At 44.0% G+C, this 17673-nt stretch carries 14 protein-coding genes; 5 read left to right on the forward strand and 9 right to left on the reverse strand.

The window, feature by feature from the left end:
• The first annotated feature begins 99 nt into the window (after window positions 1-99).
• Complete coding sequence (gatA, locus tag OSCI_RS21055; protein ID WP_007357158.1) at window positions 100-1563, forward strand: Asp-tRNA(Asn)/Glu-tRNA(Gln) amidotransferase subunit GatA; 1464 nt, start codon at window positions 100-102, stop codon at window positions 1561-1563.
• Window positions 1564-1827: 264 nt separating this feature from the next.
• Here gatA and OSCI_RS21060 read toward each other — a convergent pair whose 3' ends face one another.
• From OSCI_RS21060 to OSCI_RS21070, 3 genes are all read right to left on the reverse strand, one after another.
• Entirely contained in the window at window positions 1828-2514 is a 687-nt protein-coding gene (locus OSCI_RS21060; protein WP_007357159.1) for a response regulator transcription factor, read from the reverse strand.
• 88 nt (window positions 2515-2602) lie between these two features.
• Window positions 2603-3985 (reverse strand): EAL domain-containing response regulator, encoded by a 1383-nt coding sequence (locus OSCI_RS21065; RefSeq protein ID WP_007357160.1) that lies wholly within the window; start codon window positions 3983-3985, stop codon window positions 2603-2605.
• 152 nt (window positions 3986-4137) lie between these two features.
• Window positions 4138-4935, reverse strand: coding sequence for a RecB family exonuclease (locus OSCI_RS21070; protein ID WP_007357161.1), 798 nt, complete (start codon window positions 4933-4935; stop codon window positions 4138-4140).
• Window positions 4936-5195: 260 nt separating this feature from the next.
• Here OSCI_RS21070 and OSCI_RS21075 point away from each other — a divergent pair, with 260 nt between their 5' ends.
• Window positions 5196-5570, forward strand: coding sequence for a YidH family protein (locus OSCI_RS21075; protein ID WP_234708788.1), 375 nt, complete (start codon window positions 5196-5198; stop codon window positions 5568-5570).
• A 91-nt stretch (window positions 5571-5661) separates the two neighbouring features.
• Here the strand turns inward: OSCI_RS21075 and OSCI_RS21080 are convergent, their stop codons facing one another.
• Window positions 5662-6519, reverse strand: a complete 858-nt coding sequence (locus tag OSCI_RS21080; RefSeq protein WP_007357163.1) for an alpha/beta hydrolase — start codon at window positions 6517-6519, stop codon at window positions 5662-5664.
• Here OSCI_RS21080 and OSCI_RS21085 point away from each other — a divergent pair.
• Together OSCI_RS21085 and glgX are read left to right on the forward strand one after the other, a co-directional pair.
• Window positions 6518-6787: a hypothetical protein gene (locus OSCI_RS21085; protein ID WP_007357164.1), complete on the forward strand. Its 270-nt coding sequence runs from the start codon at window positions 6518-6520 to the stop codon at window positions 6785-6787. The genes OSCI_RS21080 and OSCI_RS21085 overlap by 2 nt on opposite strands.
• A 196-nt stretch (window positions 6788-6983) precedes the next feature.
• On the forward strand, window positions 6984-9053 hold the full coding sequence (gene glgX, locus OSCI_RS21090; RefSeq protein ID WP_007357165.1) for a glycogen debranching protein GlgX: 2070 nt from the start codon (window positions 6984-6986) through the stop codon (window positions 9051-9053).
• A gap of 385 nt (window positions 9054-9438) precedes the next feature.
• On the opposite strand, the gene OSCI_RS21095 is transcribed toward glgX, so the two are convergent.
• From OSCI_RS21095 to OSCI_RS27970, 5 genes are all read right to left on the reverse strand, one after another.
• Window positions 9439-10845 carry an NAD(P)(+) transhydrogenase (Re/Si-specific) subunit beta gene (locus OSCI_RS21095; RefSeq protein ID WP_007357166.1) on the reverse strand — a complete coding sequence of 469 codons (1407 nt, stop codon included), beginning with the start codon at window positions 10843-10845 and terminating at the stop codon, window positions 9439-9441.
• A 67-nt stretch (window positions 10846-10912) separates the two neighbouring features.
• Entirely contained in the window at window positions 10913-11206 is a 294-nt protein-coding gene (locus OSCI_RS21100; RefSeq protein WP_007357167.1) for an NAD(P) transhydrogenase subunit alpha, read from the reverse strand.
• 50 nt (window positions 11207-11256) lie between these two features.
• The gene (locus OSCI_RS21105) at window positions 11257-12414 is read right to left on the reverse strand and encodes a Re/Si-specific NAD(P)(+) transhydrogenase subunit alpha (RefSeq protein ID WP_007357168.1); all 1158 of its coding nucleotides are present in this window, start codon (window positions 12412-12414) and stop codon (window positions 11257-11259) included.
• Window positions 12415-13205: 791 nt separating this feature from the next.
• Entirely contained in the window at window positions 13206-13691 is a 486-nt protein-coding gene (locus tag OSCI_RS21110) for a CRR6 family NdhI maturation factor (RefSeq protein ID WP_007357170.1), read from the reverse strand.
• Window positions 13692-13833: 142 nt separating this feature from the next.
• Entirely contained in the window at window positions 13834-15975 is a 2142-nt protein-coding gene (locus tag OSCI_RS27970; RefSeq protein WP_019487370.1) for an ATP-binding protein, read from the reverse strand.
• A 559-nt stretch (window positions 15976-16534) separates the two neighbouring features.
• Between OSCI_RS27970 and OSCI_RS21120 the strand changes: the two genes are divergently transcribed.
• Complete coding sequence (locus OSCI_RS21120; protein WP_007357172.1) at window positions 16535-17584, forward strand: pentapeptide repeat-containing protein; 1050 nt, start codon at window positions 16535-16537, stop codon at window positions 17582-17584.
• The last annotated feature ends 89 nt before the right edge of the window (window positions 17585-17673 follow it).

The raw sequence follows: 17673 nt of genomic DNA on the forward strand, positions 1-17673 counted from the left end.
TCCCCATCTCCCCTGCTCAAGAGCTCCCCAATGGGTACAATTGCCAGGTATATTGGCTAAGGAGCTTTAACTAGACTAGAAAAGATATAAGGAACAAGCATGGCATCCATCCGCGAGTTGCACCAACAACTGGTTAATAAAGAACGCTCTGCTGTTGAAATCGCTCAAGAAGCACTAGATCGCGTTCACCAGCTAGAGCCGAAGTTGCGAAGCTTCCTGCACGTAACAGCAGACAAAGCCTTAGAGCAAGCTCGCAAGGTGGACGCTCAAATCGCCGCAGGAGAAAACATTGGTCTGCTGGCGGGAATTCCCATTGCCGTTAAAGACAATATGTGTACCCAAGGGATACCCACAACTTGCGGTTCCCGGATATTGAAAGACTTTGTGCCACCCTACGATGCTACAGTCGTCTCCAAACTGGAGGCTACTGGTGCAGTTTGCTTGGGTAAAACCAACATGGACGAGTTTGCGATGGGGAGTTCCACAGAAACCTCAGCGTATCAACTGACGGCAAACCCTTGGGATTTGGAACGAGTGCCCGGCGGCTCTTCTGGCGGTTCAGCGGCGGCGGTGGCGGCCCGCGAATGCGTGGTAGCCTTGGGTTCCGATACGGGAGGTTCTATCCGCCAGCCGGCCTCATTTTGTGGTGTAGTGGGGATGAAACCGACTTATGGGTTAGTTTCTCGCTATGGTTTAGTGGCTTACGCTTCTTCTCTGGATCAAATTGGGCCTTTTGGTCGGACAGTGGAGGATGCAGCGATTATGCTAGGTGCGATCGCAGGCTACGACTCTAAGGACTCCACCAGCCTCAACGTCTCCGTCCCCGACTACCTGACGGCCCTGAGACCGAATTTGCGGCCCAAAGGTCAAATTAGAATTGGCGTGATTAAAGAAACCTTTGGCGTAGGTTTAGACTCCGTAGTTGAAAAAGCTGTCACCAAAGCGATCGAGAAAATGCAAGAATTGGGCGCAGAAATACAAGTTATTTCTTGTCCCCGATTCCGTTACGGTTTGCCTACCTACTACATCATTGCTCCCTCAGAAGCTTCGGCAAATTTAGCTAGATACGACGGTGTAAAGTACGGTTTCCGAACTCCAGACCCAGATAATTTGTTAGAAATGTATGCCAAAACTCGCGCTGAAGGTTTCGGAACAGAAGTCAAGCGGCGGATTATGATTGGCACTTATGCTCTGTCGGCTGGTTACTATGACGCTTACTATCTCAAGGCTCAAAAAGTTCGGACTTTGATTAAAGAAGACTTTGATAAAGCCTTTGCTCAAGTAGACATTTTAGTATGTCCTACTGCTCCGACTACAGCTTTCAAAGCCGGTGAGAAAACTGACGATCCTTTGAGTATGTACTTGTCCGACTTAATGACTATTCCAGTGAATCTGGCTGGTTTGCCCGCATTAAGTATGCCTTGCGGCTTTGACGAAAATGGGATGCCAATAGGGATGCAAATGATTGGCAAAGTATTGCAAGAATCACGGCTGTTTGAGGTAGCTTATGCCTACGAGCAATCAACTACTTGGCATCAGCGCCTTCCTCAAATTTCAATGTAGTAAAATTAGGAATTGGTAATTGGTAATGGCTAATTGGTAATTGGGATACACAGATTTTACAGATTCCTCTGATTTCACAGAGTAAATAATCAGGACTCTAACTAATCCGTGTAATCCGTGTAATCGGTAAAATCCGTGTTCATAATTGGTAATTGCTAATTGCTAATGGTTAATTCAGGAATTACGCAAAACCATCCGTAACGCTGCTAGAAAATTAAAAGTTAAAAGTTACAAATTAAATTCATCATTTTTAATTTTGCATTTTTAATTTTTAATTTTCTTCGGCGAAGGTTCAGTAGGTTTATATCCTCCTTCTAAGGCAAAGCGAACTAACTGAGAGCGATTTTCTAGTTGTAGCTTGCTGAAGATACTACTAAGATGAGCTTGCACGGTGCGGGGACTTATAAAAAGGCGATCGCTAATTTGCTTATTTGTATAACCTTGAATCACCTCCCAAAAGACTCTTTCCTCTGCGGGTGTTAAGGGTAAAGGTTGAGACTCCGGTGTTACAGTTGGAGGTGGAATCTTTACCTGTTCAACACCAGAGTTTTGGAGCAAGCGGACAATTTCAGCATGAATACGGTGACTCCGCTCCAACTGTCCCTTCACTTTAGCTAGTATTTCCTTTGGTTGAAAAGGCTTTACTAGATAGTCATCTCCGCCAATAGAATGACCTTCAACTTTCGATTCTAACTCTCCTTGACCTGATAAAAATATAAATGGTACTAACTGACCCAAACGGCTCGAACGCAGGCGACGGCAAAATTCAAACCCGTCCATATGTGGCATCATCACATCTGAAATCACCAGATCTGGAGGATTGCTTTCAAAAATAGATAGGGCTTCAAGACCTGAACTCGCACATTCAACCTGATATCCTCGGCTTTCCAGATAAATTGCTAAGACTGCCTGACAGTCTAGTTCGTCGTCAACTACTAATATCTTTTGCATACTCGCATTTTACCAAGTTGCGTTGCCCATAGTAGCGCCAACCCTTTGCGATCGCCATTCCTTACTCCTAATTTAGCGTCGGAGTATATCAATTAGCCCAAAAAGCTGACATTTGGTAGCTCAATCTAGAAGATTTTAAACCTGAAGAAAAAAATTGATCCGATCCTTCTTCCTCTGAGATTGGCACCAAATTGATAACTCGACTAGATTTAGACATCAAAGAAGGGGATGATAATCGCTTACCTGCCGTTAAAAAGGTTTCAAATTCTGCGGCTGGTTTAGCTGGGCTAAACAAATACCCCTGTATGATATCACACTGTTTGTCTCTTAAAAAATCTAATTCTGCCTCAGTTTCTACGCCTTCAGCAATCACTGTTAGCTCTAGATTATGAGCGAGTTGAATTACGGCTGTTGTAATTGCTTTATTATGAGCATCGCTGGCAACGTTACTCACAAAGCATTTATCAATTTTCAAACAATCAAAAGGAAATTGTTTGAGATAACCTAATGAAGCATAGCCAGTTCCAAAATCATCAATTGCGATCCGAATTCCTAGAGATTTAAGTTCATTTAAAGTAGCAGTAGCGACAGCAACATTTTCCATTACTGCGCTTTCCGTCACCTCTAATTCTAAATTGCCGGGTTCTAAGCCAGTAACCTTTAATATTTCAATAATTCGGGGCAAAAGCTGGGGATCGGAGAGTTGACGAACTGATAGATTGACTGATATTCGGAAGTTAGCAAATCCAGAGGCGATCCACCAGGCCGTTTGAGTGCAAGCAGTAAATAATACCCACTCTCCCATCTGGATAATTAAGCCTGTCTCTTCTGCTAGGGGAATAAATTCGGCTGGCGAGATCGTACCTTTTTCGGGATGGTTCCACCGTACTAAAGCTTCTGCACCGATAATTTCGCCAGTGGCGAGTTCTACCTGTGGCTGATAGTAAACTTCAAATTCATTCTGTGCTAAAGCGTGGCGGATTTCAATTTCCAGCGCCAATTTCTCATTAGAAATCGTATTGGTAATTACCGACTCATTAACTAGATCGTTCAGCCTTGCTTCCGCTTGATGAAGTGCTTGAGTGAGAGGTTGAGTGATGGTTTTCCTCTTAGAGAGAATTGACGCGATCGCGCCGAGCAATTCTTCCTTCGTAAATGGCTTAGTGAGGTAGTCATCCGCTCCCAATTCCATTCCCCGACGAAATTCAGCCTTGGCGGATTGAGCGGTGAGAAAAATAAACGGAACCGCAGAGGTGAGTCGGTTTTGGCGCAGGGCTTTGAGCACTTCGTAACCGTCTAGATCGGGCATCTGCACGTCACACAAAATTAAATCTGGGATCTCAGAAAGCGCCACTTTTACCCCCATCCGACCATTCTCAACAGCACTAACTCGAAAATCGTGGGCTTCCAGCAGTTCCACTAGCGTTTCCCGGATTAGTGATTCGTCTTCAATCACCAGAATTTTGATCATGGTAGTTAAATAACAAATGGCACCTTACTATAGCACAATCAAATTAATCATACTATACTAAATTCACTAATTTAGTGAATTTAGCCAAATAACCAATAAATACTTAGCCATTTGGCTAGGTATTAACTTCTCACTTCAATAGTCTAATATTCTTAATCTAATTCTAGAGAAAGTTGCAAATGGCTTTGTTCTTTCGCCCGATCTGGTAGGGGATCGGGGGGGTCAGTAACAGCAGGACAATAGCGAGTATAGGTACATTTTGTACATTGTTTTCCGGGATTTGGCTGCCACTCACTATCTGTCCGCAACTGCACTGCAAGTTCGCCAATTGTTGCTTCTACCTGCTGTTTATGTTCGGGAGTAGCTTCAAATACAATTTCTTCTCCTAGTTGCACGTACAGTAGACTCATTTGCTTCAAACTCTGATGATATTTTTGTTCTAAAGCTAAGTAGTACAACCCGATCTGCAAGTCGATTTCATCGGGGTCAAAGGCTGGCATAGTTTTAGTGGATTTGTAATCGATTAGTTCTAATCCATCTTCGAGCCAGTCTAGGCGATCGTAGCGACCAGTAATCTTAAAATCTACATTGCACAAATTCAAAGTTGCTTGGATTTTTCCTTCTACGGCTAAAGGCTTTCTTAACGATATCAAGGGCGCAATAAATTGGCAGTAATAAGTGTTTAAAATCTCTGCTCCCGAAGCCTGCAATTCGCTGCTCAAAAGAGAACTCACGCTTTCCCAACATTGGTTAATCCAAGTCATTTTCGGTAACGGATCGAGATAGTGCCAATCCCAATAAATTTTAGCGAGGGCTGCGTGTAAAGCTTTTCCTAAAGCGGGAGAAACGAAAAAAGCTTTAGTTTTCAATCCTCGTTCGTACTTGAAATAGTAGGATTTCGGACAGCGGTGATAGTCTTGTAATTTAGTAGCTGAGAGTGGGTAGGGCATAACTTCAGCAGGAAGAAAGGGGCTAGGGGTTAGGGGCTAGGGGCTAGGGAAGAGGAAGAGGGGGAGGCGGAGATGGGGAGATAGGGGAGATAGGGGAGATGGGGGAGCAGAGGAGCAGGGGAGAAATTTTCGATTAGCCATTAGCCATTAGCCATTAGCCATTAATAATTAATAATGTTATAATTGATAATTAGGGAAAAACAATTAAATTTTACGATCTTTTTTAATGAGAGTTAGGAGTTTTCGTGATACAGGTACGGTTGAAAACTAGAAAAGTGAATGCGGAACCAAAGCCGCATAATGAGTCGCGGGTACGGGAACACTTATCAAACGAGCGTACTTATTTAGCTTGGATGCGGACTGCGATCGCGCTAATGGCCTTTGCGGTCGTAATCATCCGTCTGCGAGCTTTTCATCCACCCTTGGTTTCCAGTATTGGGGTTGGCTGGAAGTTAAGCATAATTCTTTCTCTGGTTGCTTTGGGGACGGTGTTGATGTCAACTCAACACTATTTCGCTGTCCGCCAAGATATCGATCGGGATGTCCATGAACCAGGCGATCGCTGGGTTATTCTTTTAAGTCTCACTGTCACGCTTTTAGGAACAGGGATTATATATTTGGTATTGTTTCAATAAGATTTAATTCCTCATATACTTTTTAAGTAATTAGCCCGTAAATCTGATTATTTCTAAGTATATTCTGAATTTCTGGAAATGTCTATTATGTCTATTGTAAAAATTCGCGTATTCTTTGAAGATATGCAGCACCAGCAGTTTTAGCCGTATTTGTGTGATCGGCATTAGGTACAATATATAATTCTTTGGGTTCGCGAGCTGCCTCAAACAATTTTTTGCTCATCTCAACAGGAACCACAGTATCAGCAGTACCGTGAATAAACAGCACGGGCATTTTTAGCTTGGAGACTTTAGCGATCGAGTCAAACCGCTGCGTCAGTATCAAATCTATAGGGAACATCCGAAAAGAACGCTTATAGTCCACCATCTCCCGTGTTGAAGTAAAGGAACTTTCGACAATCAACCCGGCTGCTTCTGGGTGATGCACAGCTAAATCAATGGCGATCGCACCACCTAAAGAATGACCGTAAATAAAAATTTGACTGGGAGGGATCTCCCGTTCTTTGACTAAATAACCCCAAGCAGTTTTAGCATCTTGATAAACCTGTGATTCATTGGGAAAATTGCCCGTACTCCGGCCGTAACCTCGGTAATCAATCAACAATACTGACAAACCCAACTGGTGAAACCGATTAGCGTGTTCGAGATTAGCTCCTATATTGGAGCCATTGCCATGTAAATATAATACTACTTGCTGTTGTTGCTCTGGAATTGATTTCGCACTTGGCATCCACCAACCGTGAATGCGTTCCACCTGTCCAGTTTTAGTAACTATCGGCAACCAGACATCTTCATAGACCAAGTTAAAAAAATCAGGAGTAATATCGATCGCCTGTATCGGGAAAAATAGAAACTTAGTCTGGTTTATGAATAGGAACGTACAGATAGCAAAATAGCCCAGGGCGCAGACTCCTCCAACAACTGTCAGCAACTTATATAAAAAAGACATGAGTACCTACAAAATAGCGGTTTGCTCGAATATTACTAACATTGTACAAACTGCAATTGCTATAGGGAGGGGCGTACTGAGATTGCTAAAGTCTGGTAGAGCTGGGGCGATCGCAGTAGAGTGGGTGGCTGAGCGTTGTACAATTCGATCGGACTTACAGGCAAGCGAACAATTAGCTCGTCAGCAAGCACAATTATGTCTACTGCAACGATCGCGATCGAGATCCCTTTTTTGGCAGATGAGATCGATAGACCTCTCCAGAAATTAAGTTTCCGACCAAACAGGATCGGGCTTTCGGGTGCTTTTTCCCAGAGGTCTAATCGTCAAACTGCAAGAGACTGCTATAGCGCAAGGATAATTTAGCTGAACCTGAAAGACTTACAGCGTTGCTGGCTAAACAATCTTGCCTAATTCGCATCAATTAATTTTTCTATCTTACTGTCTGGATTAAGGAAATAGACCCGATGAATTCTGAGATATTACCTGGTTTAAGTTTCCCCCTCGGCGCTACAGTCATCTCCGAAGGCGTTAACTTCTGCATTTACTCCAAAAACGCTACAGCTTTAGAACTGCTGCTTTTTAATTCCCCTGATGCACCCGAACCCGATCGCGTCATTAAACTTGACCCTAAAGAAAATAGAACTCACTACTACTGGCACGTTTTTATCGCCGATATTGGCGCAGGACAAATTTACGCTTACCGCGCCTACGGCCCCTTTATCCCAGAAAAAGGACTGCGTTTCGATGGCGAAAAAGTGCTGCTCGATCCCTATGCTCTCGCCGTAGTAGGATGGGAAAATTATAGTCGCTCAGCAGCCTGTCTTCCCGGAGACAATTGTTCAACCGCCTTGAGAGGCGTAGTTGTCGATCCGAGTACCTACGACTGGGAAGGGGATATCCCCCAACGCCGCCCCTATTCTCAGACTTTAATTTACGAACTGCACGTCGGCGGTTTCACGCGCAACCCTAACTCTGGGGTGTCCCCAGAAAAACGCGGTACCTATGCCGGTCTAATCGAAAAAATTCCTTACCTCCAAGAATTGGGGATCACCGCAGTCGAATTGCTACCTGTCCACGAATTTGATGAACAAGACGTGCGGCCAGGACTTAAAAATTACTGGGGTTATAGTACGATCGCATTTTTTGCTCCCCATCGCGCCTACAGTTACCGCCGCGATCCCATTGGGCCCGTAGACGAATTTCGCGACATGGTTAAGGCCCTACACAAAGCTGGAATTGAAGTCATCCTCGATGTCGTATTTAACCACACGGCTGAGGGTAGCGAAGACGGGCCGACACTTTCCTTTAAGGGATTAGAGAATGCAGCTTATTACATTCTGGAGGAGGATCAATCTAAATATAGCAACTACAGCGGTTGCGGTAACACCTTGAAAGGTAATCACGATATTGTCGGGCGGATGATTATTGATAGCCTGGAATACTGGGTTTCCGAGATGCACATAGACGGGTTTCGCTTCGATTTAGCCTCCGTACTTTCTCGCAGCCAATCAGGTCATCCTCTCACAGATCCACCGATTTTGTGGGCGATCGAATCTAACCCAATTTTGGTAAACGCCAAGGTAATTGCAGAAGCTTGGGATGCAGCGGGACTTTATCAAGTCGGTTCCTTTATTGGCGATCGCTTTGCCGAATGGAATGGCCCTTACCGAGACGAAGTACGGCGTTTCGTCAAAGGAGATCCAGGAACCCTAGTCAGACTAGCAGCGCGGATTATGGGCAGTCCCGATATCTACCCCCAAGTTGACCGCGAACCAAATCGTAGCATCAACTTTATCACCTGCCATGATGGTTTTACCCTCAACGATCTAGTTTGCTACAACGAGAAACATAACGAAGCAAATAACGAAGATAGCCGCGATGGAGCTAATGATAATTTTAGCTGGAATTGCGGTGTAGAAGGAGAAACAGACGACCCTGCCATTGAAGCTTTGCGCTTACGGCAAATCAAAAATTTCTTCACAATTATTCTGACTTCTCAAGGTACACCGATGCTACTGATGGGGGACGAAGTGCGGCGATCGCAGGGGGGAAATAATAATAGTTACTGTCAAGACAACGCATTGAGTTGGTTTAACTGGAATGGTGTAGAACAACACTCAGGTTTAGTGCGCTTTGTTAAAGGACTCATCCAATTTTCTCAGTCCCTAGAGATTTTCCATCAAGAACGAATATTAACTGTTACCTTTGGCAGTCAAGAACCTCACATTATCTGGCACGGAGTGGAGTTAGGGAAGCCAGATTGGAGCATTAACTCTCACGTTTTAGCTTTTACTCTCCGACATCCTAAAGCTGGGGAAAACCTGCATATTATACTCAATGCCTACTGGAAACCCCTAGCATTTGAATTGCCGCCGCTAGGAAGAGACGAATCTTGGCATCGCATTGTCGATACTGCATTAGCCACTCCTGATGATTTTTCTCCTCTAGAAGTAGCGCCGTCTGTTACGGGAAAAGCTTATCAGACAGAGGCGCGATCTGCTGTAGTCCTGATGGCGCGATCGAACTTTCATTGAAATGTTGGTAATTCCTAATTGCTAATTGCTCACAACAAAAAGCCCGATTTCTGCAAGAAACCGGGCTAAAATATTAACTTAAAACCCCAGAGAAACCTGACGGGGTGACAATGCGGCTGAAACCTTTATGGGCTCATGGTTAAGGCTCCTGAACCTCCAAAAAGATATCAGCGATTATGACTTGCTTATTGACAATTATGATAGTAGCGATCGCCGCCGCTCCTTATTCTCCGTTATCTACCGCCGAAAAAGTCGCGATCGCACGCACCTATCTTTTTTGAGGCAGATCAACTCAAACCCTTGTCTAATATGTCTTTCAACTTGCTTGTCACCCCGTCAGCAGAGAAACTCTAATCAATCAGAATTTATCTGCGGTAAAAATTCCTTACAACTGCTTCACCTCAGACACCAACTTGGCAACTACATCCTTAGCGCCACCAAACAGCATCATCGTTTTATCCTTGTAGAAAAGCTCGTTATCTACACCAGAAAAACCAGCATTCATCCCGCGCTTAATTACGATTGTATGCTTTGCCCTTTCTACTTCTAGAATTGGCATTCCATAAATCGGACTAGCTGTATCGTGACGGGCGGCTGGATTTACTACATCATTTGCCCCAATTACTAGAGCTACATCAGTCTCATCAAACAAAGGATTGATATCATCCATATCGTACAATTGCGGATAAGGCACGTTCGCTTCTGCTAATAGTACGTTCATGTGTCCCGGCATCCGTCCGGCTACTGGGTGAATCGCATATTTTACGTCAACGCCGAGGCCTTCCAATTGATCTGCTAATTCGCGGACAGCGTGCTGTGCTTGGGCTACGGCCATCCCATAACCAGGAATGATCACGACCGATCGCGCATAGCCTAACATCATGGCGCTTTCTTCCATGTCTATGCTGCGAACAGTCTTGTCGATCGCACTACCAGCAGCAGCAGTCGTGGCCCCGCCACCGCTACTACCAAAGGCACTAAACAAAACGCTTGCTAGAGAACGGTTCATCGCCTTACACATAATCTGTGTGAGGATGATCCCCGAAGCGCCCACCAGTGCCCCCGCGATGATTAGCATATTGTTCATCAAGATGAACCCAGCTACACTCGCAGCGATCCCCGAATAGGAGTTTAGCAGCGAGATCACCACAGGCATATCGCCGCCGCCGATTGGCAGCACAAACATGATGCCGAGTATGTTGGAGATCAGGATTAAACCCAGGAATACTGAGAAATTTTCGGGATCGAAGACTAAATAGGCGCTACCGGCTAAAAGTGCTATCGCCAATGCAGCATTTACCGGTTGCTGAAAGGGAAAGGTAATCGGCGCACCGGGAAGCAATTCTTGCAATTTACCAAAAGCCAATAAGCTACCAGTAAAGGTGATCCCGCCAATCAACACGCCCAAAACGATCGTGATCGTAGCGTCGGGGGTCGGAGATTCGGGGATGCTGAGATAGCGCCAAAATTCACCGACGGCAACTAAGGCAGAAGCCGCACCACCAAAGCCATTGAGCAAACCTACCATCTGCGGCATATCTGTCATGGCCACAGTTTTTGCCATGATCGTTCCCAAAATGGAACCAGCGATGATACCGACGACAATTAGTTCGTAGCTGACAACTTGACGTTCCAGCAATGTACCAACGATCGCGATCGCCATCCCAATTGCAGCTAAAACATTACCTTGACGCGCCGTTGCTGGCGATCCTAATTGTTTCAAACCAATGATGAATAATGACGCAGCTACTAAATAGCTTAACTGAATGCCACTAGGCAGAAAATCGCTCATAAGTCCTCAAAGAGAGTAGAAATCGTGAGGTTAACAAAAGAATCCCATTTCCAAAGGGTGGAAAGCCTTAAGCTTTCACCTCTTTTTTCTTGAACATTTGCAACATCCGATCTGTCACTAAGAAACCGCCGACTACGTTAATCGTTGCCAATGCGATCGCGATCGTCCCTAAAATCGAAGTGACGCTAAGATTTCCTTGACCTGAAATCAAAATTGCCCCCAAAACCGCGATCCCAGAAATCGCATTAGAACCAGACATTAAGGGTGTGTGCAGCGTTGGTGGAACTTTGTTAATTACTTCAAATCCCACGAAGGACGCTAAAACAAACACTACTAAACCCGCAATCAATCCTGATGCCATAAATTTTGGTAATTGGTAATTGTTAACTGTTAACTGTTAACTGTTAACTGTTAACTGTTAACTGTTAACTGTTGAGCGGTGATACCTAAAGCTTCGCGTACCCGCTGATTGCGGATTTCACCACTGTGGGCAACGCAAGCTCCAGTGATGATGTCATCTTCAAAATTCAAATTCAGGGCTTTATCTTTGACCATTAGCTGAAGTAAAGCCGAAATGTTTTTCGAGTAAGTTTCGCTGGCGTGTACCGGCATTGACGATGGCAAATTAATCGGGCCGATCACCGTCACACCGTTCCACAGCACATCTTTACCAGGCTCAGTACATTCGCAGTTTCCACCTTGCTCAGCAGCTAGGTCAACAATCACCGAGCCCGGCTTCATTTGAGCTACCATTTCTCTGGTAACAAGCACGGGCGCTTTCCGGCCTGGAACTTGAGCGGTAGTAATTACTGCGTCTGATGCGCCGACGTGCTGGGTGAGCACTTCGCGGGTGTATTGCTTGGAGGCCTCGGAAAGTTCCTTGGCGTAGCCGCCAGCGGCGACTGTTTCTTCTTTTAGTTCGACATCAATAAATTTAGCGCCCAAGCTTTGGACTTGTTCTTTGACATCGGGCCGGATGTCGAAGGCTTCGACTACTGCACCTAAGCGGCGTGCAGTTGCGATCGCCTGTAAGCCAGCTACGCCTGCACCCATTACCAGCACCTTCGCGGGACGAATTGTACCGGCTGCGGTGGTCAACATCGGAAAATATTTGGGCAAAGTCGCGGCCGCGATCAGCACTGCTTTATAGCCAGCAACGTTAGCTTGAGATGACAGCGCATCCATGCTTTGAGCGCGGCTGGTGCGGGGGATCATTTCCATGCTGAAGGCCGTTACTTGGCGTTCGGCCAAACGTTGCACTAAAGCAGGATTTCCCAAGGGGTTCAGAAATCCGATAAATACTGACCCTTCCCGCAACTGATGAATTTCTGACTCTTGCAGTGCGCCAATTTTCAGCAGTACATCCGCCTCGCCCCACAGTGCGGCGGTATCGGCTACAATCTTTGCTCCTACTGCTTCGTAAGCAATATCGGAGAAGAAGGATTGCTCGCCAGCACCGGCCTCAACCAACACTTCAATGCCCTGTTTTACTAACTTGGCTACAGCGTCGGGTATTAAGGCTACTCGGCGCTCGCCGGCCTCGACTTCTTTCGCGATCGCTACTTTCATAAACTCTCCTTAAATTTTAGTTGGAATTCTGGGATTGCCACTTAACAGGATCTGGCTTGCCCTTTCAAGCTTGGGTCTGATGCGCCAGAGCATATTGCGCTAGAGGGCCCTATCCTGAGAGCAATAAAGCCACTCGCGCATCCTGGCCTGGAGTGCGATTTCCACTCTGAGACCGGACGACTCCAGCGCCAGCGGCAAATAATCGGGTGTTATGTTCAAACTTCCAGCGCAATAAACTTCTCATTGTTGATGGTAACGGCGATTCCTCCAAATCTAGCCAGTTCTTTAACTTGTCTTATACATTTAATCCGGTTAAAGTGCTGGGTCTGTGGGTTGCGATCCTATATCAATCCGCTACCTAATTCTGTAACTTTAATGTCAAACATGGTACTACAGAGTCAGGGATTAGCAACTGGGAAAGGAAACCTTGACAAAAATGCAACTATAGCTAATTGGCTAAGGATTAGCCATAGCAATTAGTCCTTGGTATTTAGCAATTACTAACTACCAATTATCCTGATTCTAATGCCACTAAAAATCACTATATAACTATCTACTTAATTAGATAGATGGCAGTAGGTGGCTGAGGGTATTAGTGGAAAAAGGTTAACCTACGGGGAATTTATGGCTATCTCAGAACTTACGCACTCAACCAAAGAAACCGGGTTTTTTGACGAAAATACTTTGCCCTTATCCACATACGATCGCAAAAACCCGGTTTCTGAAGCCATAAGCGTAAGTCCGATATTCTGATAAGGCTAATAATAGCCATAAATCCCCTAATTAAGATATCATTTATGACCAAAAATCAGATCGAAAAAACCATCATCTAAGTCATAACCAAACATCTGTGACATCGACATCAACTTGGATTTACCTGCAATTCCCTGTTGATTTAACCAATCCGTTAGCACAAAAATTTTGTGCATCAAAAATATCTCTAAAGCTTCCGGGTTATACTGAATTCCCTCCTTTTTATGAAACTGATGTGGCACTAGCATTGCTGCATATCGAGCTAATTCTCCCCCTTTCCAATCTAACAAAAATGGCAGCCAAGGATAGGAAGCATCTAACCGGATAAACCACAACCTCACTTCAGGAATCTCGGAAAGTTCTCGCGGATCTAGGGGATCGCGAGGATAGTCGATTTCAAACTTTAACTGTTGTTCGCTAGAGGCGATCGCGCCCTCTTCCAGCCACTTTTCAATCACCGTCTGAACCGATGACAGATCTAAATTATTTATACACTCAGAATTTAGCGAAATCACAATAGTCATAAAATCTCAACCTAATCGATCTTAGCTATTAGCTATCATACCAGTAATCAGCAAAAGTTGAGTTTATAAATCATTTAAAAGTGCTATAGACCTACTTAGCCACTACCCATCGCTAATTCCCTCTCTCCCTGAGTATAACCCACTAGCGGATCGTCGCTGGCAATTTAATAGTAAAAATAGAACCCTTTCCCAATCTACTTTCAACCTGAATATCTCCCCCCATCATCTGGCAAAATTTCTTAGTTATAGCAAGTCCTAAACCACTACCGTCATATCGCCGCGTTGCAGACTCATCTGCCTGAGTAAAAGCTTGAAAAACTTTCCCAATTTGCTCAGGACTCATCCCAATTCCAGTATCGCTGACTTTGAAAATAATCCATTCTTCCCCAGACATAATTTCCGATTCTTCTTGGTGATTATTGCGATGTCTGTATACCTCTAAATTAACGTAGCCGCCTTCAGTAAATTTGCTGGCATTACTTAATACACTAAACAAACATTGGTGAGTTTTGATGACATCACCATACATAGTCCCAATATCTTCTGGGCAGTTAACGGTTAAAATATTAGCCCTTTTTTCAGCCAAAGGTTGAAGAGTATTTACTACATCCTTAACTATAGTCTCAATATTAAATAATTCTAAATCTAGCTGTATCTGACCCGATTCTATATTCGACACATTCAAAATATTATTAACAAGTAACAACAAATGTTTGCCCGCACTATTTATTTTTTGTAAATCGGGGATAAAATTATCCAACTCAATCTCTAAAAATTCTTCAGCTAACATATCACTGTAACCGATAATCGCATTTAAAGGAGTGCGGAGTTCGTGGCTCATATTGGCTAAAAACAAGCTTTTAGCTTTGCTTGCCTCCTCAGCTTCAGTCCGAGCTTTTTGCGCTTCTTCATTTTTGGATTGCAAGTTAGTGAATAGTTTTTGTAACTCCCAAGCCATCTGATTAAAAGCCTTAGCTAAAATTCCTAATTCATCTTTACGGTTAATATTTACTCTTTGGTTCCATTCCCCATTGCACAAAGTTTCTGCTGCAACTGTCAGATGAGTAATTGGTTGAATAATGCGGCTAGTTAGTATCCATGTCAAACCGCCTACACCCAAAACGGCAATGATGGCAATCGCGATCGCTAATTTCAAAAATAACTTTTCATTTTCTAAAGCTTCGTGTTCTTGCTGCAAAATAATTACCCCCCAGCCTATGTCTAACTTTTTCCCATAGGATAGCCATTTTACACCTCGATCGTCAGTAAAAGAAAATGTGCCTGTTTGACCCTTTAATAAATTTTTGACTGCTGGATAGTTACTAAGGTTAGTTAGGTGATCTCCCGATACAAAATTGGGGTCAGGATGGGCTAGGACTGCACCATTTTCATCTACTAGGAAAGCAAAGCCTGTTTTCCCCAATCGTACTGCCCCAACTACGTGAGCCAGATCGCTAAGAAATGTGCCGATGATCGCTACTCCTTTTGTTTTAGCTCTTCCATTTATAGGAGTAGAAGATAATTTGTCTGATAGCACTAATTTTTGTACTTCATCAACTGAATCTTCTTGCGGCGAGTGAGTTGCTAAATCTAGAAGTTGTTTAGTTGTAAGATTGACAGTACCGTTATCGGGTAAACCAGGATAAGCTTTCTGAAATTGGGAGACTGCTTTGGCTGTTGGGCGATCGTAATTACCAGTAATTAAGCCTTTGTAGTAGTCAAGTGTTTTAAGTTGCTCCTGTAATTCTTTTACAGACAAACTTCTATTACCGGGATAAATATTAGTAAATTCTCGAATCGGTGTAGAGAAGATCATCGCAGGTTTCCCTGTGCTGTAAGAAATCACAGCTTGGCGGGTAATTTCATGACCGGCAATTGCATTTTTAAACCACTGGCGATGGCCTCGGTAAATGCGATCGAGTGGCTGACCATTGCCGCGAGAAATAACATAACCTTCTAAATTGTAAGTTTCCACAGCATATATGTGGTTGTAGGTGCGGTTAATAGCAGTAACTAGCGGCAATTGCTGGCTGACATCCATGCTGATCGTGTTGGGGTTGTGGCTGAGGCTGTATAAAATCCGAACATTCATTTGTTCCCACCGCGAGACACTTTCCGTCAAGACATCTGCTTTTAATTCAAGATGCTGTTTGGCTTGGGTGCGGATAATCTCGGCGGCGCGATCGCTAGCAAACCAGATAGCAACTAACATGGCAGGTACTACTCCCACCATTACGCCAACTGTCATTTGGAATCGCAAACTTACGAAAAATGATCCTTTCATCACAGCATTATTTGTTAAGAAACAAGATCGTTGGAGACATGGTGTTTACTCTAGGTTCCTTCATTTTTAATATCGATCTAAGTAGTTTTGTGAGAATATATACATATAATTGGATTTAGTTCTACCTAAAATCCCTATTCAGGATAAAAATAATCCATTGGTACTCCTTCCTGGAGTTGTGGAAATTTGCGGTTGATAGCTATTAGCTACACTTAGACCCTTTTTGCGCGTAAAGGCAAAAAGCAGCGACCTAAAGAGCTGTGACCTTTCCACTATGTCATAGGTTCGGGGATGGTGGCTATGATAATTTTACTGATGAGTGTTGCTATAGTTAGTACGATTGGATAGTATAGCTAGCGTCGGGCGGGTGCTGAAGCTCGTAAAATATTAAGATATTACAAAGCTTTTCCTAACTGCTAAGAAATGAGGCGAGCGAATTTGTTATAATCGCCAATACCGCTCATTTTCCGATGGTGGAAGATGCGCCAACTGAGGAAAAGCGAATCCGAGAGTTTTTGCTATCTATCTATAGCTTAGCTAAATCAGGAGACTTGCCCGCATGAAGGAGCTAGATCAGTATTATAAGGTTCTAGGGTTATTGCCAGGGGCTTCCCAAGAAGAAGTTAACCAGGCTTATAAGGATTTGGCGTTTATTTGGCATCCAGATCGTATCCCTAATGATAATCCCAGACTGCAACAAAAAGCTCAAGAAAAACTTAAGGAAATTAATCAAGCACGGGAAAAATTACGGGCAATTAAAGTCACTCCTGGATCGGCGCGATCGCCCAAGTCGAAAGAGTCGTCTCGCTATGCTCAATCTCAAGCACAATGGCGATCCCAATCTGAAGCGCAATCTCGCTATCAATCTTCTGCTCAAGCAAAATCCGAAGCGCACTCTAGCTATCAATCTTCTACTCAAGCAAAATCTCAAGCTCAATCTAGCTATCAATCTTCTGCTCAAGCAAAATCTCAAGCGCAATCTCCCTATCAATCTTCTACTCAAGCAAAATCTCAAGCGCAATCTCCCTATCAATCTCCTACTCAAGCAAAATCTCAAGCGCAATCTCCCTATCAATCTCCTACTCAAGCAAAATCTGCTGCTCAATCTTACTATCAATCTCCTGCTCAACCTCAAGCTCAATCTTACTATCAACCTCCTGCTCAATCTCCTGCTCAATCTTACTATCAATCCCCTCCTCAATCGCCATCCTATCCTACTTCTCCCCAGCCTAATCAAAACACAAGTCCCGATTTAAGCGGAGCAGACTTTAGGGGAGCTTCATTGAAAGAGAAGGATTTATCAGGTAGAAATTTAAGTAATGCTAACTTAAGTGATGCCGATTTGAGCGATGCTTTCCTGCATAATGTAAACCTCAAAGGAGCAAATTTGTACAAAGCAAATTTATTTAGAGCCAACCTTTTGTCAGCCTGCTTAACCAATGCCAATTTGAGAGAAACTAATTTAATTGGAGCAGATTTAAGCGGTGCAGATTTGAGTGGTGCTGACTTAACTGGAGCGAAAATTGGTTACGGCGATCGCATTCTAGTAAAACTGACGGGAACTAAGTTAACAGGAGCAATTTTACCAGACGGAAGAATTCATCAATAGAATTGCTAAGACGGTTAGGGGCTAGGGGCTAGGGGCTAAGGGCTAGGGGCTAGGGAAAGAAAGGAAAGAGAAGGGACTGAGAGGGTAGA

The sequence above is a fragment of the Kamptonema sp. PCC 6506 genome (genome assembly GCF_000180455.1).
Classification (GTDB): Bacteria; Cyanobacteriota; Cyanobacteriia; order Cyanobacteriales; family Microcoleaceae; genus Kamptonema; species Kamptonema formosum.